This is a genomic window from Burkholderia sp. BCC0097, from assembly GCF_902832985.1.
Classification (GTDB): domain Bacteria; phylum Pseudomonadota; class Gammaproteobacteria; order Burkholderiales; family Burkholderiaceae; genus Burkholderia; species Burkholderia orbicola.
This window is the reverse complement of the sequence record NZ_CADFDM010000003.1, coordinates 159133-182936: the sequence shown is the minus strand read 5'-3', so window position 1 is coordinate 182936 and position 23804 is coordinate 159133. Positions and strand designations below refer to the sequence as shown.

Annotated in this window: 19 protein-coding genes; 11 read left to right on the top strand and 8 right to left on the bottom strand. The window is 67.7% G+C overall.

Annotated elements, in window-relative coordinates; translation table 11 throughout:
• The first annotated feature begins 194 nt into the window (after positions 1–194).
• Both otsB and otsA read left to right on the top strand, forming a co-directional pair.
• Positions 195–947: a trehalose-phosphatase gene (gene otsB / locus HWX07_RS10370; RefSeq protein WP_175876261.1), complete on the top strand. Its 753-nt coding sequence runs from the start codon at positions 195–197 to the stop codon at positions 945–947.
• Entirely contained in the window at positions 944–2329 is a 1386-nt protein-coding gene (otsA, locus tag HWX07_RS10365) for an alpha,alpha-trehalose-phosphate synthase (UDP-forming) (RefSeq protein ID WP_175876260.1), read from the top strand. The genes otsB and otsA overlap by 4 nt, the downstream gene beginning before the upstream one ends.
• A gap of 82 nt (positions 2330–2411) precedes the next feature.
• On the opposite strand, the gene HWX07_RS10360 is transcribed toward otsA, so the two are convergent.
• Positions 2412–4244, bottom strand: coding sequence for an ABC transporter ATP-binding protein (locus HWX07_RS10360; RefSeq protein WP_175876259.1), 1833 nt, complete (start codon positions 4242–4244; stop codon positions 2412–2414).
• Positions 4245–4811: 567 nt separating this feature from the next.
• On the opposite strand from HWX07_RS10360, the gene HWX07_RS10355 reads away from it, so the two are divergent.
• Positions 4812–5876 (top strand): glycosyltransferase family 4 protein, encoded by a 1065-nt coding sequence (locus tag HWX07_RS10355; RefSeq protein WP_006476459.1) that lies wholly within the window; start codon positions 4812–4814, stop codon positions 5874–5876.
• Positions 5877–6115: 239 nt separating this feature from the next.
• Positions 6116–6925, top strand: coding sequence for a hypothetical protein (locus HWX07_RS10350; protein ID WP_175876258.1), 810 nt, complete (start codon positions 6116–6118; stop codon positions 6923–6925).
• Between the two features lie 129 nt (positions 6926–7054).
• Here HWX07_RS10350 and gudD read toward each other — a convergent pair whose 3' ends face one another.
• Positions 7055–8407: a glucarate dehydratase gene (gene gudD / locus HWX07_RS10345; protein WP_175876257.1), complete on the bottom strand. Its 1353-nt coding sequence runs from the start codon at positions 8405–8407 to the stop codon at positions 7055–7057.
• Positions 8408–8764: 357 nt separating this feature from the next.
• On the opposite strand from gudD, the gene HWX07_RS10340 reads away from it, so the two are divergent.
• A complete protein-coding gene (locus HWX07_RS10340; protein ID WP_011544971.1) occupies positions 8765–9514 on the top strand; it encodes a FadR/GntR family transcriptional regulator in 750 nt (249 codons plus the stop codon).
• Between the two features lie 136 nt (positions 9515–9650).
• Here HWX07_RS10340 and HWX07_RS10335 read toward each other — a convergent pair whose 3' ends face one another.
• From HWX07_RS10335 to pdxY, 3 genes are all read right to left on the bottom strand, one after another.
• Entirely contained in the window at positions 9651–10799 is a 1149-nt protein-coding gene (locus HWX07_RS10335) for a branched-chain amino acid ABC transporter substrate-binding protein (RefSeq protein WP_175876256.1), read from the bottom strand.
• A 370-nt stretch (positions 10800–11169) separates the two neighbouring features.
• Positions 11170–13314, bottom strand: a complete 2145-nt coding sequence (locus tag HWX07_RS10330) for a phospholipase C, phosphocholine-specific (protein WP_175876255.1) — start codon at positions 13312–13314, stop codon at positions 11170–11172.
• Positions 13315–13724: 410 nt separating this feature from the next.
• Complete coding sequence (pdxY, locus tag HWX07_RS10325; RefSeq protein ID WP_175876254.1) at positions 13725–14585, bottom strand: pyridoxal kinase PdxY; 861 nt, start codon at positions 14583–14585, stop codon at positions 13725–13727.
• 184 nt (positions 14586–14769) lie between these two features.
• Here pdxY and HWX07_RS10320 point away from each other — a divergent pair, with 184 nt between their 5' ends.
• Positions 14770–15831 carry an alpha/beta hydrolase gene (locus HWX07_RS10320; RefSeq protein WP_175876253.1) on the top strand — a complete coding sequence of 354 codons (1062 nt, stop codon included), beginning with the start codon at positions 14770–14772 and terminating at the stop codon, positions 15829–15831.
• 36 nt (positions 15832–15867) lie between these two features.
• Here HWX07_RS10320 and HWX07_RS10315 read toward each other — a convergent pair whose 3' ends face one another.
• Positions 15868–16866 carry an LLM class flavin-dependent oxidoreductase gene (locus HWX07_RS10315; protein ID WP_175876252.1) on the bottom strand — a complete coding sequence of 333 codons (999 nt, stop codon included), beginning with the start codon at positions 16864–16866 and terminating at the stop codon, positions 15868–15870.
• Between the two features lie 638 nt (positions 16867–17504).
• Between HWX07_RS10315 and hpnI the strand changes: the two genes are divergently transcribed.
• The 5 genes from hpnI to HWX07_RS10290 all read left to right on the top strand — a co-directional run bounded on the left by hpnI (position 17505) and on the right by HWX07_RS10290 (position 22837).
• Positions 17505–18683 (top strand): bacteriohopanetetrol glucosamine biosynthesis glycosyltransferase HpnI, encoded by a 1179-nt coding sequence (gene hpnI / locus HWX07_RS10310; protein WP_175876251.1) that lies wholly within the window; start codon positions 17505–17507, stop codon positions 18681–18683.
• 134 nt (positions 18684–18817) lie between these two features.
• On the top strand, positions 18818–20260 hold the full coding sequence (gene hpnJ / locus HWX07_RS10305) for a hopanoid biosynthesis associated radical SAM protein HpnJ (RefSeq protein ID WP_347879187.1): 1443 nt from the start codon (positions 18818–18820) through the stop codon (positions 20258–20260).
• Between the two features lie 3 nt (positions 20261–20263).
• The gene (gene hpnK, locus HWX07_RS10300) at positions 20264–21148 is read left to right on the top strand and encodes a hopanoid biosynthesis-associated protein HpnK (protein ID WP_069232375.1); all 885 of its coding nucleotides are present in this window, start codon (positions 20264–20266) and stop codon (positions 21146–21148) included.
• Positions 21145–22194, top strand: coding sequence for a lysylphosphatidylglycerol synthase domain-containing protein (locus tag HWX07_RS10295; RefSeq protein WP_175876249.1), 1050 nt, complete (start codon positions 21145–21147; stop codon positions 22192–22194). Before hpnK ends, HWX07_RS10295 begins: the two co-directional genes overlap by 4 nt.
• 88 nt (positions 22195–22282) lie before the next feature.
• Positions 22283–22837, top strand: coding sequence for a hypothetical protein (locus HWX07_RS10290; protein ID WP_175876248.1), 555 nt, complete (start codon positions 22283–22285; stop codon positions 22835–22837).
• 3 nt (positions 22838–22840) lie between these two features.
• On the opposite strand, the gene HWX07_RS10285 is transcribed toward HWX07_RS10290, so the two are convergent.
• Complete coding sequence (locus HWX07_RS10285; protein ID WP_027805965.1) at positions 22841–23137, bottom strand: BrnA antitoxin family protein; 297 nt, start codon at positions 23135–23137, stop codon at positions 22841–22843.
• Complete coding sequence (locus tag HWX07_RS10280; RefSeq protein ID WP_175876247.1) at positions 23121–23417, bottom strand: BrnT family toxin; 297 nt, start codon at positions 23415–23417, stop codon at positions 23121–23123. The genes HWX07_RS10285 and HWX07_RS10280 overlap by 17 nt, the downstream gene beginning before the upstream one ends.
• Between the last annotated feature and the right edge of the window lie 387 nt (positions 23418–23804).

Genomic DNA, 23804 nt, shown 5'->3' with positions numbered 1-23804 from the left:
CGCGCCCGCGTCCTTTCGAAACCGATACGGCGCGGGCGAGCGGGGCAATATGTCGCAGTTGACGCGGGAGCCGATGCGATGTCCGCGCCGCCGTGGTTTCGCCCATCTGGGGGCGCAGGCGCGGTAAGATGCGCACAACTCCATTCGCGCAGCGGCGGCCTGCCTTTTCCGGTCGCCCTCAGACTATCGAATCGATGCAATCCGTTCCGGCTTCCCTGTCCCTGACCGATACCGCGTTCTTCTTCGACTTCGACGGCACGCTCGTCGAGCTCGCGCCCACTCCCGACAGCATTCACGTTCCGCCGTCGCTGCTGACGCTGCTCGACGAATTGTCGCGCCGCTCGCACGGCGCGGTCGCGATCGTGTCCGGGCGCGGCATCGACAACCTCGACACCTTCCTCAAGATGCCCGGCCTGCCGATCGCCGGCCTGCACGGCGCGGAGCGCCGCGACGCGAACGGCGACACGCAGCGCATCGGCTTCAACGACGAACGCCTGCTGCGCATCGAGCGGGAGCTCGCTGGCGTGGTCGACCGCCATCCGGGCATGCTGCTCGAAATCAAGGGCGCGGCCGTCGCGCTGCACTTTCGCAATGCGCCCGAGCGCGAGGCGGTGGCGCGCGAAGCGGCCGAGCGTCTCGTCGCCGACTATGCGGATGCGTACGTGCTGCAACCCGGAAAGATGGTGTTCGAGATCAAGCCGAAGGGCGTCGACAAGGGCCGCGCGCTCGCCGCATTCCTCGACGAGCCGCCGTTTGCGGGCCGCGTGCCGCTGTTCGCGGGCGACGACCTGACCGACGAGAAGGGCTTCGCGGTGGTCAACGCGCGCGGCGGCCTGTCGATCAAGGTCGGCGCGGGCGAGACGTCCGCGCGCATGCGGCTCGATTCGGTCGACGCATTGCATGAGCAGATCGCGGGCTGGCTCGGCGCGGGGCAACCGCACGCATGAGCCGGCTCATCATCGTTTCAAACCGCGTCGCGCCGATTTCGGAAGGCGAACCGGCGGCGGGCGGCCTTGCGATCGGCGTCTACGACGCGCTGAAGGAAACCGGCGGCATGTGGTTCGGCTGGAGCGGCGAAGTGGTCGCGTCCGGCGCGCCGCAGCCGCAGATCAGCATCGAGGAGCGCGGGCCGGTGACGTTCGCGACCGTCGGGCTGTCGCGCCGCGATTACGATCAGTATTACCGCGGGTTCTCGAACGCGACGCTGTGGCCCGCGTTCCATTACCGCGCGGACCTGATCCAGTACGATCGCCACGAATTCGACGGCTACCGCCGCGTCAACGTCTGGCTCGCGCAGCAGCTCGTGCCGCTGCTGCAGGACGACGACGTGATCTGGGTGCACGACTATCACCTGATTCCGTTCGCGCGTGCGCTGCGCGACGCCGGCGTGAAGAACCGCATCGGCTTCTTCCTGCACATCCCGTTTCCGGCCGCGCAGGTGCTCGTCAACGTGCCGCCGCACCGCGAGCTCGTCGAGTCGCTGTGCGCGTTCGATCTGCTCGGCTTCCAGACCGAGCCCGACCTGCGCGCGTTTTGCGACTACGTCGAGTTCGAGGCGGACGGCGAGGTCGAGCACGACGGGCACACGGTGCGCGTACGGGCGTTCGGCCAGACGTTGCGCGCGGCCGCCTATCCGATCGGCGTGTATCCGGACGAGATCGCGTCGCTCGCGCAGGCGGGCGAGCACGGCAAGGCGGTGCGCACGCTCGCGACGTCGCTGCGCGGGCGGCAATTGATCATGAGCGTCGACCGGCTCGATTATTCGAAGGGGCTCGTCGAGCGCTTCCGGGCCTTCGAGAAGCTGCTCGAGCACCAGGCGTCGATCCGCAACCGCGTGTCGTTCCTGCAGATCGCACCGTCGACGCGCGCGGATCTCCGCGCGTACCAGGACATCCGCCTGCAGCTCGAAGCGGAGTCGGGGCGCATCAACGGGCGCTACGCGGAGCTCGACTGGGCGCCGATCCTCTACATTCACCGTCAGTACGACCGTCAGGTGCTGGCCGCGCTGTACCGGCTCGCGCGCGTGGGGTTCGTCACGCCGCTGCGCGACGGGATGAACCTCGTCGCGAAGGAGTACGTGTCCGCGCAGAATCCGGACGATCCGGGCGTGCTCGTGCTGTCGCGCTTCGCGGGCGCCGCGCGCGAGCTCACGGGCGCGCTGATCGTCAATCCGATCGATATCGACGGGATGGCCGATGCGCTGTCGCAGGCGCTGACGATGTCGCTCGCCGAGCGGCGTGCGCGTTACGCGGACATGATCGCGCAGCTTCGCGAGAACAACGTGTCGGTGTGGCGGGACAATTTCCTGCGCGATCTGCAGCAGGTCTGATCTGATTTATTGCTTCCGCTGCAATTGAAAAAGCCGCCGTGCGCAAGCACGGCGGCTTTTTTTGTCGGCGGATGCCGGTGCGTCAGGCCACGCGTTCGCCGGTCGGCGTGTTGCCGTCGGGCGCCGCATGATGGCGGCCGTGCTGTTTCGCGAGCAGGTCGCGGTACAGGCCGGGGCGGTTGCGCAGCACGTCGGGCGGGCCGTCGTCGATCACCTTGCCGTTGTTCATCACGATGATGCGGTCGAAGTTGCGCAGCGTCGACAGGCGGTGCGCGATCGCGATCACCGTGCGGCCGACCATCAGGCGGTCGAGCGCGCTCTGGATCGCTTCCTCGGACGCGCTGTCGAGCGCCGACGTCGCTTCGTCGAGCAGCAGGATCGGCGCATCCTTCAGGATCGCGCGCGCGATCGCGATGCGCTGGCGCTGGCCGCCCGACAGCTTGACGCCGCGGTCGCCGACGATCGTGTCATAGCCTTCCGGCATCGCCTCGATGAACTCCGCGCAGCGCGCGTCGCGCGCGGCGGCGAGCACTTCGTCGCGGGTCGCGTCGGGGCGGCCGTACGCGATGTTGTCGTAGATCGTCCGGTGCAGCAGCGAGATGTCCTGCGGCACCAGCGCGATCGCGTGACGCAGGCTGTCCTGCGTGAGGCCCTTCACGTCCTGGCCGTCGACCTTCACGACGCCGTCCTGCGTGTCGTAGAAGCGCTGCAGCAGCGCGAGCACGGTCGATTTGCCCGCGCCCGACTTGCCGATCAGGCCGACGCGCTGGCCCGGCTCGATATGCAGGTCGAAGTGGTCGAGGATCGGGCGGCGGTGCGGGTACGCGAACGTCACGCGCTCGAAGTCGACGCGGCCGCCCGTGGCCGCCAGCGGCTGTGCGTCCGAGCGGTCCGGCATGCCGTGCGGTTCGAGCAGCGTCTTCACCGCTTCCGACAGGCGTGCGACGTGCTGCGTGACGTCGACGAGCGCGACCGCGAGATCGCGCGTGCCGTGCAGGATCGTGAAGCCGAGCGAGCTGACGAGTACGATGTCGCCCGACGTCGCGCGGCCCTGGTCCCACAGCCACAGCGCCCAGCCGAGCAGGCCGGCGGACAGCATCGCGGTGATCACCGCATGCAGCAGCCGCAGCTTCTCGAGATAGAACAGGCTCTGCTGGCGCGCGTCCATCTCGGCCTTCACCGTCGCGCTGAAGCGCCTCTGTTCGCGCAGCGTCATCCCGAACGCGCGCACGAGGCCCATGTTGCCGATCACGTCGACGAGCTCGCCGTCGACCGCCGCGGCCTTCGCCGCGAATGCGTGGTGGCGCGCCGAGCCGCGGCCGGCGAGCTTGAACAGGATGACGGACAGCACGGCCGAACAGCCGAGCAGGCCGGCCGCCATCAACGGATTGACGACGATGATCATCAGGATCGCGCCCATCACCGCGATGCACGGCGGCAGCACGTTCCACGCCATTGTGTTCTCCGACGTGTAGACGGCGTTCGACGTGGCCGTGATGCGGCTGGCGAGCGTGCCCGGCTGTTTCTCCGAGTAATACGTCGGCGAATGGCCGATCAGGTACTGGAACAGGTCGCGCCGCAGGTCGCCGGTGACCGCGACGAACGTGTGCGCGGCGGCCCAGCCGCCGACGCGCCACAGCAGGTTGTCGGCCGCGATCAGGCCGACGAGCAGCGCGAACGCGCTCCACAGCGGGCCGGGATGATGGCGCCCGGTCGCCAGCACGTCGATCAGGTGCTTGATCGCATATTGCGACCCGAGCGCGCAGCCGACGGCGGCCAGCACGCTGCAAAGCACGACCAGGTGCGCGACCGGGTGGAGGCGGATGTAGCGGAACAGGAACGCGATCGGCCGGTGCGCGTAGCTCGACAGCTTCGCGTTGTGGGCGTTGCGCTGGGCAGGGGTGAGAGATTCCAAAATATGCGTGCGGTGATTCGGTGATTGAGCGTGGCGGCTGGATCGCAGGCCGGCGTTCGCTCGGACTGAATAATCCGGCATTGTAAACAAGGCCGCGCGTCGCGCTGCGCGAATCTTGCCTTGGCCGGGGGCTCGCGTTCAATTTTGAGATAAAATCCGGCATCCCCGTTCTGCCTCGTGTGCCGGAATCACGCTGCCGGCAGCTGCGGGTTAACAAGGATCGCCAAAACGGCCTTCCACTCTAGAACGGACGCCCAAGTCCGCGGGTTGCAAAGTGTTGCGCCTTTGTAACAAAGTAAAGTGTTTGAAATGTCGCGCGCCGTATCGGGATTAACCCTAGATAATCGGCTCCGGGTTCGATTCCAGGTTTTTTTACGAACCCCTGTCAACGGGTCTTCGTTTCAAACGTTCTATGCCTGTCGCGTCGCCGACGCTCCTTGAGCAGCGCGGGTTCGACGCTCCCGGCAGGCTGATTCGTCCGATGTTCGGACGGCCTGCATCCAGCCCGGACCGCCGGCAGGTTGCCGACCCAAACCTGGTTTTTTGCCGATTTTTTAGGAGTTACGCATGCGAATCGCCCAAATCGCTCCGTTGCATGAAGCGGTACCCCCGAAACTGTACGGTGGTACCGAGCGAGTGGTGTCCTACCTCACCGAAGCACTCGTCGAGATGGGGCATGACGTCACGCTCTTCGCGAGCGGCGATTCGCAGACCTCCGCGAAGCTCGAAGCGTGCTGGCCGCAGGCGCTGCGCCTCGACCCGACGATCCGCGACGTGATGGCCCCGCACATGCTGCTGCTCGAGCAGGTGCGCCGCCGCGCGGAAGAGTTCGACGTCCTGCACTGCCACATCGACTATTACCCGTTCTCGCTGTTCTCGCGCCAGCCGGTCCCGCATCTGACGACGATGCACGGCCGTCTCGACCTGCCGGAACTGCAGCCGATCTTCAATGCGTTCAGCGACGTGCCGGTCGTGTCGATCTCCGACAACCAGCGCATCCCGCTGCCGCAGGCGAACTGGCTGTCGACCGTCTACCACGGCCTGCCGGAAAACCTGCTGACGCCGATCCCGAACGTGAAGCCGAGCTACCTCGCGTTCCTCGGCCGCATCTCGCCGGAGAAGCGCGTCGACACGGCGATCCGCATCGCCGAGCAGGCCGGCCTGCCGATCAAGATCGCCGCGAAGCTCGACAAGGCCGACCGCGCGTATTACGAAGAGAAGATCAAGCCGCTGTTCGCGCTGCCGCACGTCGAGTACATCGGCGAAATCAGCGAGTCGGAGAAGACCGAATTCCTCGGCAACGCGCATGCGCTGCTGTTCCCGATCGACTGGCCGGAGCCCTTCGGCCTGGTGATGATCGAGGCGATGGCCTGCGGCACGCCGGTGATCGCGTTCAAGCGCGGCTCGGTGCCGGAAGTGATCGACAACGGCGTGTCGGGCTTCGTCGTCGAAGACGAACTGTCGGCCGTCGCCGCGCTCAAGCGCCTCGATACGCTGCCGCGCGAGAAGGTTCGCGCCGCGTTCGAAGCCCGTTTCTCGTCGAAGGTGATGGCGCAGAACTACGTGAAGGGCTACGAGGAACTGCTGCGCCAGAAGCGCCGCACGGTGCTCCGCGAAGTCAACGCAAGCTGATCGCGGGCCGCCGCCGCATGGCGGCGCGCGGCCGTCACGACGCCCCGTCCGGATTTTCCGGCGGGGCGTTGTCACATCTGCGGCGCGGATGTGTTGTATTCTCGCCGCGCCCGGCGCCGCGAACGGCCCTCGAAGCGGCCCGGCACGCCATCCGGCCATCTGTCCAGACGGTAATGTCCCTATAATGGCCGCCGTGCCGTGAAATCCGGCCCGGTACGACTATCCAGAGGAGAGCAGTCTTGGCGAGAACGAAAACCACGCGCGCAGCGCCGGCCCCCGGCGCCGGTGTGATCTTCGCGTTGCGCGCGATCGGTCTCGTGCTGCTCGCGCGCTGGCTGTTCTCGATGTCCCAGATGGGCTATCGCTCGTCGCTGTCGGCGATGGTGTCGTCGCCGTGGGCATTCATCTACCTGATCCTGATCTTCCTGCTGCTGGCCCTGCCGGGCGCCGCCGCTCGGGCCGAGCGGCCGTTCCATCCGCTGCCGCAGTGGCTGCGCCAGGCGCTGCGCGCGTTCGCGCTGATCGGCTTCCTGTTCGCCGTGTGGTCGATCGGCGCGTTCACGTGGGCGGCCGGCTGGCGCCGCGCGCTGCACGCGGTGACGGCGACCAACGGCTGGCTCGTCGCCGCGCCGGCGCTCTATGCGGCGATCGTATGGATCTGCCGGCCGCGGCCGCTGTGGCGGACCAACGTGGCCGCGCGCCGCTTCGCGGTCGGCCGGTATGCGATTTCGCTCGACGTGCTGACGCGCACCGCGATCGTCTGGATGGAGAGCCGCAAGGTCGGCCAGTACGATGCGCGCGAACTGTCGGTGCGCTGGCCCGGCCGGGTCGCACCCGCCGCGCCCGCCGCGGGCGAGCAGGACGCGCAGCCGGCGGTCGTGCCGCCGCGCCGCGGCAGCCTGTTCAATCGACCGAAGGTGGAGCTGCTGTGGGATTCGCCGGCGGCGGTCGGCCACAACCGGCAGATCGTGATGCGCGCGCCGCTCGCGACCGAAGGCGACCGCGTCGCGGTGCTCGCGCTCGACGCGGCGCTCAAGCAGATCGTCTGACTGTCCGCCGCGTTGGGGATGGCGCGGGGGATAGGGACGCCCGGTCAGGGACGCCCTGTTAGGCACATCCGGTCAGGGGCGCCCAGCCGCGCATGACCGGGCGACCTTGCCGCCCGGTCCCTCCCACGCTCAGCGCACGAGGCACGGGCGCTTGTTGTTGAACGTCCAGCCCGGGATCAGGTACTGCATCGCCGCCGCGTCGTCGCGGGCGCCGAGGCCGTGCTGCTTGTACAGCTCGTGCGCGAGCGCGACCGCATCCATGTCGATGTCGATGCCGAGCCCCGGCCGCTTCGGCACTTCCACCAAGCCGTTCTCGATCTTCAGCGGCTCCCGCGTCAGCCGTTCGCCGTCCTGCCAGATCCAGTGCGTATCGATCGCGGTGACCTGGCCCGGCGCCGCGGCCGCGACGTGCGTGAACATCGCGAGCGACACGTCGAAGTGGTTGTTCGAATGCGAACCCCACGTGAGGCCCCAGTCGCGACACATCTGCGCGACCCGCACCGACCCCTGCATGGTCCAGAAGTGCGGATCGGCGAGCGGGATGTCCACGGCGTGCAACTGCACCGCATGGCCCATCTGCCGCCAGTCGGTCGCGATCATGTTGGTCGCCGTCGGCAGCCCCGTCGCGCGGCGGAATTCGGCCATCACCTCGCGGCCCGAGTAACCGTTCTCCGCCCCGCACGGATCTTCCGCATACGCGAGCACGTGATGCTGATCGCGGCACAGTCGCACGGCTTCGTCGAGCGACCAGGCGCCGTTCGGATCGAGCGTCACGCGCGCGTCGGGGAAGCGCTCGGCGAGCGCCGTCACGGCTTCGATCTCGCTAGCCCCGTCGAATACGCCGCCCTTCAGCTTGAAGTCGTTGAAGCCGTAGCGCGCATGCGCGGCTTCGGCGAGCCGCACGACGGCTTCGGGCGTCAGCGCGGCTTCGTCGCGTACGCGCGTCCAGTCGTCGGTCGCGCCGCGGCCGTCGCGATAGGGGAGCGCGGTCTTCGTGCGGTCGCCAATGTAGAACAGGTAGCCGAGCATCTCGACCCGTTCGCGCTGCTGGCCTTCGCCGAGCAGCGCGGCGACCGGCACGCCGAGATGCTGGCCGAGCAGGTCGAGCAGCGCGGCTTCGAGCGCGGTGACCGCGTGGATCGTCGTGCGCAGGTCGAAGGTCTGCAGCCCGCGGCCGCTCGCGTCGCGGTCGGCGAAGGTGCGCCGCACGTCGTTGAGCACCGCATGGTAGTTGCCGACCGGCTGGCCGACGACGAGCGCGCGCGCGTCGTCGAGCGTGCGGCGGATGCTTTCGCCGCCCGGTACTTCCCCGACGCCCGTGCGGCCCGCGCTGTCCTTCAGGATCACGAGGTTGCGGGTGAAGAACGGGCCGTGCGCGCCGCTCAGGTTGAGCAGCATGCTGTCGTGGCCGGCGACCGGAATCGCTTGCAGGTCGACGATGCGCGGCGTGTCGTGGGAGGGCGAGGCAGTGACGGCGTTCATGGGCGGCGATGGCGAAAGAGTGGGCGATGCCGTGCGGCAAAAGCTTTGCCGCGCGCGGCGGGAGGTGCGATCATTCGACAACCGACGTGCGCGGCGCGCAAGCCCCGCATGTCGACGCAACCCGAATGGGGTGGAAGCGACAACCGGGCCGGCGGAGCGCAGAACGCGAACGCGGGTCGATCGTCACGCACGGGACCGGGCGGTGCTGAACAGCCGACCTGAGTCGACAGGAGATCCGTGCGCCGATCATCAGTCGTCGGATGACTTGTGACGCAGTATAATGAATCATCGGCTTTCGCTCAAACCCCGCGTAAACCCTCGGCTCACATTACGATCATTCAAAAAGGAACCGGCCACATGTCCGTGCCTACGCTTCCCGCAGCGCCGCGCCGTCGCGCACGCAGCCTCGCACAAGATGTCGTCGACGCGCTGACCGCGCAGATCGAAAACGGCACGCTGCGTCCCGGCGACAAGCTGCCGACCGAAACCGAAGTCATGGCGGCGCAGGGCGTGAGCCGCACGGTCGTGCGCGAGGCGATCTCGCGGATGCAGGCGAGCGGCCTCGTCGAGACGCGCCACGGCATCGGCAGCTTCGTGCTGGAGCCGTCGCGCCGTCAGACGCTCGGCATCGATCCCGCGACGATCACGACGCTGCGCGACGTGCTCGCGGTGCTGGAGCTGCGCATCAGCCTCGAAAGCGAGTGCGCCAGCCTGGCCGCGCAGCGCGCGAACGATGCCGACCTCGCCGCGCTGCGGCGTGCGCTCGACGCGATCGCGACGGGCGCGGGCGGCGGCCGCGACACCGCGCAGCTCGACTTCCAGTTCCACCTGCAGATCGCGCAATCCACCGGCAACCGCTATTTCGTCGACATCATGACGCAGCTCGGCACGTCGATCATTCCGCGTACGCGGGTGAATTCAGCGCGCTTTGCCGGCGACGACCTCGAGCGTTACGTCGGCCGGCTGAACCACGAGCACGAGGACATCTACGAGGCGATCGCGCGCCACGACCCGGAAGCGGCGCGCGCCGCGATGCGCACGCACCTCACCAACAGCCGCGAGCGCCTGCGCCGCGCGCACGAGGCAGCCGAGGCCGAGGCGGGCTGACCGTTGCGTCACGGGGCTCGCGCGCTCGCGGGTCCGCTGGTATTGCTTTAACATCAGTCGTCATATGAGATCGGCGCAATAGACTCGATCTCAGCGGCCAGACGGCATTCCCGCCGCCGGCCGCCTGCATCGCCGATCAGCCTCCCTTCGTCACGATCGTCTTCCACGCGCCGTTCTTCACCTGGTACAGCGTCGACATCCCGCTCTTCAGCGAGCCGTCGTTCGCGAACGAGATGCGGCCGGTCACGCCTTGGAAGTCGATTTTCTTCAGCGCCGGGCGATAGGCCTTCGGGTCGGTCGAACCGGCCGCCTGCATCGCCTTGATCGCCGCCCACGCCGCGTCGTAGCCGAACTGCGCATACGACAGCACGTCGACGCCGAAGCGCTTCTTGAAGCGCGCCTCGAAATCCTTCCCCTGCGGCAGCTCGTCGAGCGGCTGACCGTATTCCCACGCCATCGCGCCCTCGGCGGCCGGCCCCGCGATCTTGATGAACTCGTTGTCCTTCACGCCGCCGCCGCCGACGAACTGCGCGTTCAGCCCGAGCTGACGCATTTGCTTGATGAAGTTGGCGGCGAGCGAATCGAGGCCGCCGAAGAAGATCAGGTCGGGATTCTTGGCCTTCAGGCTCGTGATCTGCGCACGGAAATCGACCGCCTGGTTGCTGGTGAACTCGCGGCCGATGAGGTTGCCGCCAGCGGCCTTCACGGCCTTTTCGAATTCGTCGGCCTCGCCCTGGCCGAACGCGGTGCGGTCGTCGATGATCGCGATGCGCTTCGCCTTCGTCACCTCGACCGCGTACTTGCCCGCGTTGCCGGCATTCTGGCCGTCGGTCGCGATCACCATGAACATGTTCGCGAGCCCGCGCGACGTGAGCGTCGGGTTGGTCGCGGCCGGGTCGATCACCGGAATGCCGGCCTTGTCGTAGACCACCGACGCCGGAATCGTCGTCCCCGAGTTGAAGTGACCGACCACGACCGACACGTTCTGGTCGACCAGCGCCTGCGCGGCCTGCACGCCGATACGCGGGTCGGCCTGGTCGTCCTGCACGACGAGATTGAAGTGGGCGGGCTTGCCGGCGATCTGCACCTTCTGCGCGGTCGCATCGTCGAGCGCGAGCTGCACGCCGTTTTGCAGATCCTTGCCGTAGCCGGCGTTCACGCCCGTGAGCGGCGCGGCGAAGCCGACCTTCACGTCGGTTGTGTCGGCGGCCTGGGCAGCCTGTTGCGAGAGAAGGGCAAGCGCGGATGCAATCGACACCGACAGCAGGGAATGACGGAATTTCATGTTGTTCCTCTTGTTCGACACCGGCGAGTGGGTACCGCGCGCGCCCGGGCGGGCCGGGCGCGTGCGACGGGCGGGCGGTTCGACCGCTTCTCGGAATCGGGCGGGGAGGTCGGCATCGTGATCCTCGGAAACATCTCCCGTCAGGCTCCGCGAAGAGCCCCGATTGCTTCGATATATAGGTCGCCGATATGCGCGGGTCTTGGAAATTTGTCGCGCATTCGATGCGGATTTGCGCATAGCTTCCGCGCGAGCGGCGGCCGCCGGTATCGGGAGTTTCCCGTCGCGAACGCAACGGGCGCAGAGAAGGGGGCGGTGCGGGCAACAACGCGGCGCGGCCCGTCAGGCGGGTCGCGCCGCGCGTGGGTCGACGTCAGTCGGACAGGGCGTCCGACGCGGCTTCGGCGTCGTCGTGCGACGCGGTCGTGCGGATCAGCGGGTCGCTGGTGCTCGGGCGGCCCGTTTCGACGTGGCCCGCGAAGCGGCGCAGGAAGCCGAGCAGGCGGCCGTCGCTGACGGTGAGGTCATACCAGCCGTGGCTGCCGCGCAGGTCCCAGTAATCGTCGACGTGCGCGCCCGGCGCGAGGTCGAACGTGCGCGCGTGACCGTGGCCGTACGCGTTCGTGACCTTGAGCCGCACGGCCTTGTGGCCGCGGTTCATCAGGCGCAGCGTGATGTTGCCGTTCGCGACGTCGTAGCCGTAGATCACCTCCGGGTTCACGTTCGCGCTGCCCACGCCCGTCGCGAATGGGCCGCGGAAATGGCAGTAGAAGCCGTTCGGGCCGTATACGTCGAGGTCGTACAGGCCGAGCGACGCGGCCGCGCTCCACGTATCGGCGATACGTTTGCCGGCTTCGACCGTGTACGCCCACGGGCCGTCGACGCGGTTGCGCGACTGGACCTGGAACGCGGCGCCCGCGCGGCCCGTGTTCGCGAAGGTCAGCCGGAACTGGCCGTTGGCGGCTTCGACGCGGCCGTGCACGAACAGTTCGTACGGCAGCGCGCGCGCCGGACGCAGCCCGGCTTCCTGTTTCGGCAGCTTCTGCAGCAGCGGCGGCACCGGGATGTAGTCGGGGTGGCGGTTACGATCCGGCGGCGCGTAGCCGCTCGTGTCGGGCAACGTCGGCCAGCCGGCATCGGCCGTCGCGAAGTCGAATGCGGCGGTGAGATCGCCGCACACCGCGCGGCGCCACGGTGACACGTTGGCGGCCGTGACCGGATACTGCGCGCCGAAGCGCGCCTCGATGAATTGCAGCAGCGACGTGTGATCGAAGGTCTGCGAGCAGACCCAGCCGCCCTTGGTCCACGGCGACACGACCAGCATCGGCACGCGCGGCCCGAGCCCGTACGGGCCGGCCATGTGCGACGCGTCGCCGGCGAACACCTCGTTGGTCGTCGCGACCGTCGACAGCCCGTTCTCGCGCGACTGCGGCGCGAACGGCGGCGGCACGTGGTCGAAGAAGCCGTCGTTTTCGTCGTACGTGATGAACAGCGCGGTCTTGCTCCACACGTCGGGGTTCGACACGAGCGCCTTCAGCACCTGCTCGATGTACCACGCGCCGTAGTTCGCCGGCCAGTTCGGGTGCTCGGAATACGCTTCGGGCGCGCAGATCCACGACACCTGCGGCAGCGTGCCGTTCTTCACGTCCTGCTGCAGCACGTCGAACAGCGTGCCGCCGGCGCTGATGTTGGTGCCGGTGCGCGCCTTGTCGTACAGCGGCGTGCCGGGCAGCGCGGTGCGGTACTGGTTGAAGTAGAGCAGCGAGTTGTCGCCGTAGTTGCCGATGTACGGGTTTTGCGTCCAGCCCCACGAGCCGTTCGCGTCGAGCCCCGTGCCGACGTCCTGGTAGATCTTCCACGACACGCCGGCCTGTTCCAGCACTTCCGGATAGGTCGTCCAGCCGTAGCCCTTTTCCTCGTTGCCGAGCACCGGGCCGCCGCCCGTGCCGTCGTTGCCGACGTAGCCCGTCCACATGTAGTAGCGGTTCGGGTCGGTCGAGCTCGGGATCGCGCAGTGGTACGCGTCGCAGATCGTGAACGCGTCGGCGAGCTGGTAGTGGAACGGGATGTCGTCGCGCTTCAGGTACGCCATCGTCGTGGTGCCCTTGTTCGGCACCCACTGGTCGTAGCGGCCCTTGTTCCAGGCGGCGTGCATGTCCTGCCAGCCGTGCGGCAGGTCCTGCAGGAACTGCAGGCCGAGCTTGTCGGCGCCCGGGTGGAACGGCAGCAGTTCGGCCGGGCCGACCGGCTGGTGAAACACCGACTTGCCGTTCGCGAGGCGCAGCGGGCGCGGGTCACCGAAGCCGCGGACACCGCGCATCGTGCCGAAGTAGTGGTCGAACGAGCGGTTCTCCTGCATCAGGATCACGATGTGTTCGATGTCGCGGATCGTGCCGGTGCGGCGGTTCGCGGGAATCGCGAGCGCGTCCCGGATCACGGGCGGAAACAGGTTCAGCGCGGCGGCGCCGGCGGTGCCGGCGGCGACGCGCAGGAAGTCACGACGGTTCGATCGGGTCATGGTCGTTATCGTGGGGTAAAGAGGGAGCCGATTGGCGGGACCTGCGGGAAGGGCGCGCACCGGGTCGCAGGATGCGGCTGCGCCGGTGCGTGCCGCCGCGAGCATAGCGAGGAATCGGTGTCATTCATGTGAAGTCCGGAAACGTTTGCACGGGCAGCGAACGGGCAGCGGGATGCGGCGTCGGCAGGTCGGCTGCAACGGGAAAGCAGGAAAGCAGGAAAGCGGGAAAGCGGGAAAGCGGGAAAGCGGGAAAGCGGGAAAGCGGGAAAGCGGGAAAGCGGGAAAGCGGGAAAGCGGGAAAGCGGGAAAGCGGGACAGCGGGACAGCGGGACAGCGGGACAGCGGGACAGCGGGACAGCGGGACAGCGGGACAGCGGCGCGCTGGAGCAGCGCAGGGGAGTGCCGACGCGTCAGGCGTCGGTCACCCACGCGCCGAACCATTCGCTCGGGCGGGCGATCTCGTCCTGCGCGGCGACGAGTTCGAGCTCGTAGCGGCGCGCGTCGTAGGTGGCCTTCACCACCGCATGGACGGCCGCGAGCGTGTGCTCGAACGCGGCGCGCACCGAATCGCCGCGCAGCCGGCACGCGACGAAGATCGCGCTGGTCAGGTCGCCGACGCCGACCGGGTGGCGCGGAAATGCATACAGCGGCCGCTGGCCGATCCACGCTTCGGTCTCGGTGACGGCGAGCATGTTGAAACGGTCGGCCGGACTGTTGCGGTCGTGCAGATGCTTGACGAGGATGATCTGCGGGCCGCGGCGGATCAGCGCGCGGCATGCGTCGACGGCTTCGGCGACGGTCTCGATGCGCCGCCCGGCGAGCTTCTGCAGTTCGGTGTGGTTCGGCGACATGCCGTCCGCGAGCGCGGGCACCTCCTCCACGATGAATTCCTCGACCCCGGGCTCGGGCCGGATGCCGCCCGTCTGGCCCATTGCCGGATCGCAGAAGTACCACGCGTTCGGATTCATTGCCTTTACCGTGCGCACGATCTCGACCGCCGCGCGTGCCTGCGGCGGCGAGCCGAGGAAGCCGGACAGCACCGCGTCGCACCGCTTGAGCGCGCCGATGGCGGCGATGCCGTCGACGAGCTGTTCCATCTTCGCGGCGTCGATCGCGCTGCCGGCCCAGTGGCCGTACTGCATGTGATTCGACAACTGGACGGTGTTGAGCGGCCAGACGTTGATGCCGAGACGCTGCATCGGGAACACGGCCGCACTGTTGCCGGCATGGCCGTAGATGACGTGCGACTGAATGCTGAGGACGTTTTTCATGGGAATTCGCCTGCACGCGTTTCAGGGTCACGTCACACGATACCCGAGTTCGTCACACGCGCGGAAGTCGCGCGGCCCCGGAGTGTTGCGCGCCGTCGTCACGCGACCGCGTAGAATCGCGGGGCGCGAGACGGCCCCGCTGCAGCCCGGCCGCCCGCGCGCGTCCCCAACCACCGTGATCGCCATGCTTTCGATTTGCAAGATGTTGTCCGTCGCGCGTGCCGCCGTGCTCGGCGTGAGCGCCGCCGCCGCGTGCGCGATGCCGGTTGCGGCCGTTGCCGTGACGCCCGCCGCCAACGACGGGCCCGCTTACGGCCCGCGCCTGGAAGGATTTGCGTATCCGGCGCCCGTGCACGCGTACGCGTTCGTGTCGCAGCGCGAAACCCTCGAGATGGCGTACCTCGACGTGCAGCCCGCGCACCCGAACGGCCGCACCGTCGTGCTGCTGCACGGCAAGAACTTCTGCGCGGCGACCTGGGAGGACACGATCGGCGTGCTGAGCCGCGCCGGTTATCGCGTGATCGCGCCGGACCAGATCGGCTTCTGCAAGTCGTCGAAACCCGAGCGCTACCAGTACAGTTTCCAGCAACTCGCACGCAATACGCATGCGCTGCTCGAATCGGTCGGCGTGAAGTCGGCGACGATCGTCGGCCACTCGACGGGCGGGATGCTCGCGATCCGCTATGCGCTGATGTATCCGAAGGCGACCGACCAGCTCGTGCTCGTGAACCCGATCGGCCTCGAGGACTGGAAGGCGCTCGGCGTGCCGCCGCTGTCGGTCGACTACTGGTATGCGCGCGAACTGAAGACCAACGCCGATGGCATTCGCCGCTATGAGCAGTCGACCTATTACGCGGGCAAGTGGGCGCCGTCGTACGAGCGCTGGGTGCAGATGCTCGCCGGGATGTATCGCGGCGCCGGCCGCGACGCGGTCGCGTGGAATTCCGCGCTGATCTACGACATGATCCTCACGCAGCCGGTGGTCTACGAATTCGGCGCGATTCGTGTGCCGACGCTGCTGATGATCGGCGATAAGGATACGACCGCGATCGGCAAGGACGTCGCGCCGCCCGACGTGCACGCGAAGCTCGGCCGCTATCCGGAACTCGCGAAGCGCACGCAGGCCGCGATTCCCGGCGCGCAGCTCGTCGAATTTCCGGCGCTCGGACACGCGCCGCAGATCCAGGACCCCGACGCGTTCCACAAGGCGCTGCTCGATTGGCTGGAGGCCGTGCACCCGCAGTGACGCGGGGCAGGCGGCAGGCCGCGCGCGGTCGTGCCGTCAGCGTGCCTCGTTCGCGAGCTCGTCGCGGATCTGCGCGGTCAGTTCGAACGAGCGCAGCCGCGCGGCGTGATCGTAGATCTGCGCGGTGATGATCAGCTCGTCCGCGCCCGTCTGCGCGATGCGGTCGCGCAGCTTGTCGCGCACCGTGTCGCGCGAGCCGACCGCCGCGAACGACAGCGAATGCGCGACGGTCGCGAGCTCGAGTTCGTTCGCCTCGAGCGCGTCGACGGGCGGCGGCAGCTTGCCCGGCGTGCCGCGCCGCAGGTTGATGAACTGTTGCTGCAGCGACGTGAACAGGCGCCGCGCCTCGTCGTCGGTCTCGGCCGCGAACACGTTGACGCCCACCATCGCATGCGGCTTCGGCCACGCGGCCGACGGCCGGTATTGCGCGCGATAGATTTCGAGCGCTCGCATCAGATAATCCGGCGCGAAGTGCGACGCGAACGCGAACGGCAACCCGAGCATCGCCGCGAGCTGCGCGCTGAACAGGCTCGAACCGAGCAGCCACACCGGGACGTCGAGCCCCGCGCCGGGTACCGCTCGCACGCGCTGGCCGGGTACCGGCTCCGCGAAGTAGCGCAGCAGCTCCGCGACGTCGTCCGGAAACGAATCGGCACTGCCGATCAGGTCACGGCGCAGCGCGCGCGACGTGGTCTGGTCGGTGCCGGGCGCGCGGCCGAGGCCGAGGTCGATGCGCCCCGGATACAGCGACGCGAGCGTGCCGAACTGTTCGGCGATCACGAGCGGCGCATGGTTCGGCAGCATGACGCCGCCCGAGCCGACCCGGATCGTCCGCGTGGCGCCCGCGACGTGGCCGATCACGACGGCGGTGGCCGCACTCGCGATCCCCGGCATGTTGTGATGCTCGGCCAGCCAGTAGCGCTGGTAGCCCCAGCGTTCCGCATGCTGCGCGAGATCGACGGTGTTACGGAACGCCTGCGAGGCGTCGGCGCCGGCCGGAATGGGGGCGAGATCGAGTACGGAAAACGGTGTCATCGGAAGACCTTTGAAACGGGGTGGCGTGGTGATGCGCTGACGCAACAAATGCCAACGATTTTGCCAAAGGGTTCCGGAACGTGCTGGTGGCGCGCGGATACCCATGCGCCTTACAGGGGTGCAGGGTTGCTTGCGACGATCGTTGCGAAAATCAAGCTAATCGCTGATTAATTACCAAACTTTACGGCGATTGGAAGTGAAACCGCATCGACATACAAATTTGCACGAAACGTTTGATTTTAAAGACTGCAATACGCCTGCAAAGTGCTTACGCTAATGTGAACGTGGCCGGGCCGATAAGGTTCGTCGACCGCTCAGCTTTGCTGGAATTGCACCAGTCCGTTTCTCGTAGCGCCGCGCGCGGGGGGGCGCGGACTGCTAAAATCCGGCGCCTGCCCATCTTGTGCCGATGGAGCCATTCGAGTCTTCCCGCATGCCGTCCGGGCGCTGCGCGGGGATACGCCACGCGAAGCCGGGCATGGCCGCACCCGAACAACGGGTCGTGCCTCCCCCATTACAGACGCTGCTGGAACAAGGAGTCGGGTCGTGCCCGCGTTCGTCGTTGTCGGAATACCGCATCACGCTCAATCACGCTCAAGCGTTTGCCATGGCGCCCCATTCGCCGGGAGGCCTCGCGCATGACGCCCGCCGCAACGCTGCTCGACTGGCTGCTGATCGTCTTCACGCTGGCCGCGGCCGGCTACGCGGTCGTCGCGGCCTTCGCGCCGCGGCCGCGCACGCCGCGCACCGCGGTGCGCGACGGCTTCGAGCCGGTCAGTGTGCTGAAGCCGCTGTGCGGCGCGGAGCCGCACCTGTATGAAAACCTCGCGACCTTCTGCGCGCAGCGCCATCCTCGCTACGAGGTGCTGTTCGGCGTCGCATCGTCGGCCGATCCGGCCATCGCCGTCGTCGAGCGGCTGCGCGCCGATCATCCGGAGTGCGACATCACGCTCGTGATCGACGCGCGCGTGCATGGCAAGAACCTGAAGGTCAGCAACCTGATCAATCTCGCCGAGCGCGCGAAGTATGGCCGCATCGTGATCGCGGACAGCGACATCGCGGTGCAGCCCGACTATCTGGAGCGTGTCACGGCGCCGCTCGCCGACCCGTCGGTCGGGGTCGTCACGTGCCTGTATCATGCGCGCAGCGTCGGCGGCTTCTGGACGCGGATCGGCGCGCAGTTCGTCGACGCCTGGTTCGCGCCGTCGGTGCGCATCACGCACCTCGGCCGCTCGAGCCGCTTCGGCTTCGGCGCGACGCTCGCGCTCACGCGCGACACGCTCGACCGGATCGGGGGGCTCGTCGCGCTGAAGGACGAACTGGCCGACGATTTCTGGCTGGCCGAGCTGCCGCGTCGCCTCGGGCGGCGCACCGTGCTGTCGGAGGTCGAGGTCGCGACCGACGTGATCGAGTCGTCGTTCGGGCCGCTGTGGCACCGCGAGACGCGCTGGCTGCGCACGATCCGTTCGCTGAACCCGGCCGGCTTCGCGTTCCTGTTCATTACGTTTACCGTGCCGTGGCTCGCGATCGGCGCGGCGCTCGCGTTGCGCCTCGACGGCACCTTCGCCGGCACGCTGGCGGGCGGGGCGGCCGCGCTCGGCGCATTCGGCCGGCTCGTGCTGCACGCGCGCGGCGAGGACGGCTGGCGCGCGTTCTGGCGCGACCTGCCGCTCGTCGCGGTGCGCGACACGCTGCTCGCGCTCGAGTGGCTCGCGGCCGTGTTCGGCACGCACGTCGTGTGGCGCGGCGCCAGGATGACGGTCGTCGGCGGCGAACGCGCGACGGCGGCGGCCGTGGAAGCAGTGGACGGCCGCTAGGGCCGTCGATCGAACCCGGCCCGCGGGCCGAGACGCGTCGCACGGCGAAGCCGCGCGGCGCGACATGACAGAGAGGCGGGCGCCGGCGTGGCGGCCCGCGGTTTTTTGACTGAATCGTTGTAACGAAACGAACTATGCAGGCTACCGGAGCATTCATGAAAACGCTGTTCTTGCAGGCCCCTTCGTATGACGGCTTCGACGGCGGAGCCGGCTCGCGCTATCAGGCGAAGCGCGAAATCCGTTCCTTCTGGTATCCGACCTGGCTCGCGCAGCCGGCCGCGCTCGTGCCGGGCAGCCGCGTCGTCGATGCGCCGGCCGACGGCCTGTCGGTCGAGGAAACGCTGAAGATCGCCAACGACTACGACCTCGTGATCATTCACACGAGCACGCCGTCGTTCCCGACCGACGCGATGTTCGCGCAGGATCTGAAGAAGATGAAGCCGTCGATGCTGGTCGGCATGGTCGGCGCGAAGGTGATGGTCGATCCGCACAACTCGCTCACGGCGAGCGAGGCGATCGACTTCGTGTGCCGCGAGGAATTCGACTACACCTGCAAGGAACTCGCCGAAGGCAAGCCGTTCCCCGAGATCAAGGGTTTGAGCTGGCGCGCGAAGGACGGCTCGATCGAGCACAACGAAGCGCGTCCGATCCTCGAGAACATGGACGAACTGCCGTTCGTCGCGCCCGTCTACAAGCGCGACCTGAAGATCGACAACTACTTCATCGGCTACCTGAACTATCCGTACGTGTCGATCTACACGGGCCGCGGCTGCAAGTCGCGCTGCACGTTCTGCCTGTGGCCGCAGACGGTCAGCGGCCATCGCTACCGCACGCGCTCGGTCGAGAACGTGCTCGCGGAAGCGAAGTGGATTCGCGACAACATGCCGGAAGTGAAGGAACTGATGTTCGACGACGATACCTTCACCGACGACCTGCCGCGCGCCGAAGCCATCGCCATCGGCCTGGGCAAGCTCGGCATCACGTGGTCGTGCAACGCGAAGGCCAACGTGCCGTACAAGTCGCTGAAGATCATGAAGGAAAACGGCCTGCGCCTGTTGCTGGTCGGCTTCGAATCGGGCGACGACCAAATCCTCGTGAACATCAAGAAGGGCGTGCGCACCGATTTCGCGCGCCGCTTCAGCGCGGACTGCAAGAAGCTCGGCATCAAGGTCCACGGCACCTTCATCCTCGGCCTGCCGGGCGAGACGCAGGAGACCATCAAGAAGACGATCGAGTACGCGAAGGAAATCAATCCGCACACGATCCAGGTCTCGCTCGCCGCGCCGTATCCGGGCACGACGCTCTACAAGCAGGCCGTGGAAAACGGCTGGATGGAAGAGAACAAGACCATCAACCTGGTGAGCAAGGAAGGCGTGCAGCTCGCGGCGATCGGCTATGCGCACCTGTCGCGCGACGAGATCTATCACCATCTCGAGCAGTTCTATCGCCAGTTCTACTTCCGTCCGTCGAAGATCTGGGAGATCGTGCGCGAGATGCTGACGAGCTGGGACATGATGAAGCGCCGCCTGCGCGAAGGCGTCGAATTCTTCCGCTTCCTGCGCGCGCACGAGGCCTGATCCGTGGCGACGCAGCGGGCGGCGCGGGCGCTGATCTTCACCGCGGACGACTTCGGGCTGCACCCGCGCGTCAACGCGGCGGTCGAGCGCGCGCACCGCGACGGCGTGCTGAACGCCGCCAGCCTGATGGTCGGCGCCCCCGCCGCGCAGGATGCGATCGAACGCGCGCGGCGGCTGCCGTCGCTCGCGGTCGGCCTGCACCTGGTGCTCGCGGACGGGCCGGCCACGCTGCCCGCGCATGAGATTCCCGCGCTCGTCGGGCCCGACGGGCGCTTCGGCGACGCGATGGCGAAGGACGGCTGCCGCTTCTTCTTCCTGCCGCACGTGCGTGCGCAACTGCGCCGCGAGATCCGTGCGCAGTTCGACGCGTTCGCGGCGAGCGGCCTGCCGCTCGACCACGTGAACGCGCACAAGCATTTCCACCTGCATCCGACCGTGCTGTCGATGATCATCGAGATCGGCCGCGACTACGGGCTGCGCGCGGTGCGGCTGCCGTACGAAACGAGCGCGCCCGCGCTGCTGAAGCCGTGGATCGCGCTGGTCCGCGCGCGGCTCGACCGGGCAGGGCTCGCGCACAACGATTACGTGGTCGGCATCGAGCAGACGGGCGCGATGGACGAGGCCGTACTGCTCGACGCGCTCGCGAAGCTGCCGCCGGGCGTCGGCGAGATCTACTGCCATCCGGCCGAGGCCGGAGACGGCCCGATCACGCCGACGATGGCCGGCTACCGTCCGGTCGACGAACTGGATGCGCTGCTGTCGCCGCGCGTCGCGGCCGCGCTGAAGGCGGCGGGCGTCGCGACCGGCGGGTTTGCCGACGTATTCGGCGAGCCTGCGGCACGGCGCGGCGCGCACGCGTCGCGCGCACCGGGAGCACAGCCGTCATGAGCAAATGGATCAAGTGGCTCGGCTGGCCGATCGGCATCGGCATCCTGCTCGCGCTGGGGCTGCACGAAGGCATCGGCGACGTGTCGCAGATGCTCGCGCGCGCCGGCTATGCGCTGCTGTGGCTCGTGCCGTTCCACGCGCTGCCGCTGCTGCTCGATGCGTATGCATGGCACCAACTGCTCGACCGGCGCAGTTCGCTGCCGTTCCTGTGGTGGATCGCGACTGTGCGCGAGGCGGTGAACCGGCTGTTGCCCGTGGTGGGGATCGGCGGCGAGATCGTCGGCATCCGGCTCGCGCGCTGGCAGGTGCCCGACGCGAGCCGTGTGACCGCGTCGGTGATCGTCGAGGTGCTCGTGACGATCGTCGTCCAGTATGCGTTCGCGGCGCTCGGCCTCGTGCTGCTGCTCGCGACGACCGACAACATGGGCGGTGGCACGATCGCCCTCGCGCTGCTGCTGACGCTGCCGTTGCCGGTGCTCGGCGTGGTGCTGATGCGGCGCGGCGGCATCTTCCATGCGATCGAGCGTTTCGCGGGCCGCCTGCTCGGCGATTCGCACCGGCTGCTGCAGGGCGTCGATGGCCGCCGGCTCGACGCCGACATCGATTCGCTGATGTCGCGCACGGGCCTACTGTTCAGCGCCTTCTTCTGGCAACTGGCCGGCTACGTGCTCGGCGCGCTCGAGATCTACTGGGCGCTCACGCTGCTCGGCCACCCGGTGTCGATCGGCGGCGCGATCGCGATCGAGGCGATGACGCAGGCGGTGCGGCATGCGGCGTTCATGGTGCCGGGCGGGCTCGGCGTGCAGGAAGCGACCGTCGTGCTGCTCGCGCAGATGTTCGGCGTCGATCGCGAGACGGCGCTGTCGCTCGCGGTCGTCAAGCGCGGCCGAGAGGTGCTGTTCGGCTGCCTCGCGCTCGGCTCGTGGCAGCTTGCCGAGCTGGTGCGCACGCGCCGCCGGCTGGGCGTGCCGTCGGCCGGGCCGCGCACCGCGCCGCCGGCGAACCGGGCGTCCGAAACCCGGACCGAAACCGAAACGACGCACTGAACACGGGACGGGCTGCACGGCGCGTCTCGCGCTTTTGGCGTCGCGCGGGTATCCTTGCCGCGTGTTTTCTCGACGTGCCACTCTTCCGATGATTTTCCGTTTCCGGCTGCTTTCCGTGATGATGCTGGCCGCCGCGCTGGCGCTGACCGGTTGCGATGACCAAGGCCATCTCGACGTGCAACGTATCAGGGACTTCTTCAACGCGATCAAGCCCGCGCCGCTGCTGCTGAAGGGGCTGAAGGTCGGCGAATCGACCGAGGCCGACGTGCGCGGCACGATGGGCAAGCCCGAGACCGAGCGCACGTTCACCGACGGCTCGAAGCGTCTCGAGTATCCGCGCGGCCCGATGGGCAACCAGACGTGGTTCGTCGATCTCGATGCGAACGGGCGCTACACGGGCGCGACGCAGGTGCTGACCGCCGAGAATTTCGCGAAAGTGCGCCCGGGGATGGACGAGGACGAGGTGCGGCGCCTGCTCGGCAAGCCCGGCGACATCGCGCAATATCCGCTGAAGCCCGAGACGGTCTGGAGCTGGCGCTGGCTCGAGGACGGCGTCAACACCGACGCGTTCTTCAACGTCCATTTCGGCCCGGACGGGCTCGTTTATACGACCTCGCGCTCCGACATCCTGAAAGGGCGCTGACCTTCACGCGCGGCGTTTCTTCAGCCAGTCGCGCAGCGCGTCGTTCATGCGCGTCTGCCAGCCCGGGCCCTCTGCCCGGAACGCGGCGAGGATGTCCGCGTCGTAGCGGATACTGACCTGCTCCTTCGGGTGCTCGAGCTTCGGGCGCCCGAATTTCTTCGCGACGACCTCGACGAAGGGCTCCATCGCGTCGATTTCTTCGTCGCCGAGTTCACGGGCGTCCGGATCGGCGGCGATACCGCGCGCGATCGCCGCTTCTTCCTCGGGCGTGTTGCGTATGAATTTAACCGCCTTCTTCATATCGAATCATCTCTCGGTTGTTGGCTTTTCGCAGGCTGACGACACGCAGCGCGCGACCGCGCGGGACGACGATCGCCGTGTAAAGGCGCGCGCCGATCGGCACCAGACAGATCCAGCGTACCTCGCCGTAGTCCCGGCGGGTGTCCGGCCACGTGCGCGCGGCTTCCCACTCGGCGAATTCGGCCATTCGCAACGAGATGCCGTGTTTCAGCCGGTTCGACAGATCCTTGGCTTCGTCGAAAACGAATGGAATTTCGACTAATTGTGGATGCAAAAACATGAGGGAGCAAGAAGTTTTTGTAGATGCAAAAAATCGGAAGCCGCCACGGATCGCGTCGAATCGGCGCGCAGGCGCGCATCGTGTCGCGGCATGAGCGAGAGATTGTGTGGCGTGGGTCCGGACCTGCCCATTCGGCCTGACGGCCAGCCCGGCGCTATATCGAAAAAGCGACCGGAAAATTGCAAAAAACCCGCTTCCCGGCGCGTCATCTGACTGTCAGGAAGCGGGTTTTTTCCTTTTGAAACAGTGGCGTAGGCCGTGCGCAGAAATGGTGGGACGAATTGTTGCGACGCAGCAACCGCGCGCACGGTGATTTGAGGCAATCAATTTCGCTTGCGACTATCCGCGTCACCCCGGCGCGGGGCAGGCAGTCGCGTCGGCATTCAT

Bases quoted from the DNA above. Each gene is read 5' to 3' on its own strand.
- pdxY (WP_175876254.1), bottom strand. From the start codon at position 14,585: ATGAAAAACGTCCTCAGCATTCAGTCGCACGTCATCTACGGCCATGCC.
- gudD (WP_175876257.1), bottom strand. From the start codon at position 8,407: ATGAACGCCGTCACTGCCTCGCCCTCCCACGACACGCCGCGCATCGTC.
- HWX07_RS10340 (WP_011544971.1), top strand. From the start codon at position 8,765: ATGTCCGTGCCTACGCTTCCCGCAGCGCCGCGCCGTCGCGCACGCAGC.
- otsB (WP_175876261.1), top strand. From the start codon at position 195: ATGCAATCCGTTCCGGCTTCCCTGTCCCTGACCGATACCGCGTTCTTC.
- otsA (WP_175876260.1), top strand. From the start codon at position 944: ATGAGCCGGCTCATCATCGTTTCAAACCGCGTCGCGCCGATTTCGGAA.
- HWX07_RS10315 (WP_175876252.1), bottom strand. From the start codon at position 16,866: ATGACACCGTTTTCCGTACTCGATCTCGCCCCCATTCCGGCCGGCGCC.
- HWX07_RS10295 (WP_175876249.1), top strand. From the start codon at position 21,145: ATGAGCAAATGGATCAAGTGGCTCGGCTGGCCGATCGGCATCGGCATC.
- HWX07_RS10335 (WP_175876256.1), bottom strand. From the start codon at position 10,799: ATGAAATTCCGTCATTCCCTGCTGTCGGTGTCGATTGCATCCGCGCTT.
- HWX07_RS10285 (WP_027805965.1), bottom strand. From the start codon at position 23,137: ATGAAGAAGGCGGTTAAATTCATACGCAACACGCCCGAGGAAGAAGCG.
- HWX07_RS10330 (WP_175876255.1), bottom strand. From the start codon at position 13,314: ATGACCCGATCGAACCGTCGTGACTTCCTGCGCGTCGCCGCCGGCACC.
- HWX07_RS10290 (WP_175876248.1), top strand. From the start codon at position 22,283: ATGATTTTCCGTTTCCGGCTGCTTTCCGTGATGATGCTGGCCGCCGCG.
- HWX07_RS10280 (WP_175876247.1), bottom strand. From the start codon at position 23,417: ATGTTTTTGCATCCACAATTAGTCGAAATTCCATTCGTTTTCGACGAA.
- hpnJ (WP_347879187.1), top strand. From the start codon at position 18,818: ATGCAGGCTACCGGAGCATTCATGAAAACGCTGTTCTTGCAGGCCCCT.
- HWX07_RS10320 (WP_175876253.1), top strand. From the start codon at position 14,770: ATGCTTTCGATTTGCAAGATGTTGTCCGTCGCGCGTGCCGCCGTGCTC.
- HWX07_RS10355 (WP_006476459.1), top strand. From the start codon at position 4,812: ATGCGAATCGCCCAAATCGCTCCGTTGCATGAAGCGGTACCCCCGAAA.
- hpnI (WP_175876251.1), top strand. From the start codon at position 17,505: ATGACGCCCGCCGCAACGCTGCTCGACTGGCTGCTGATCGTCTTCACG.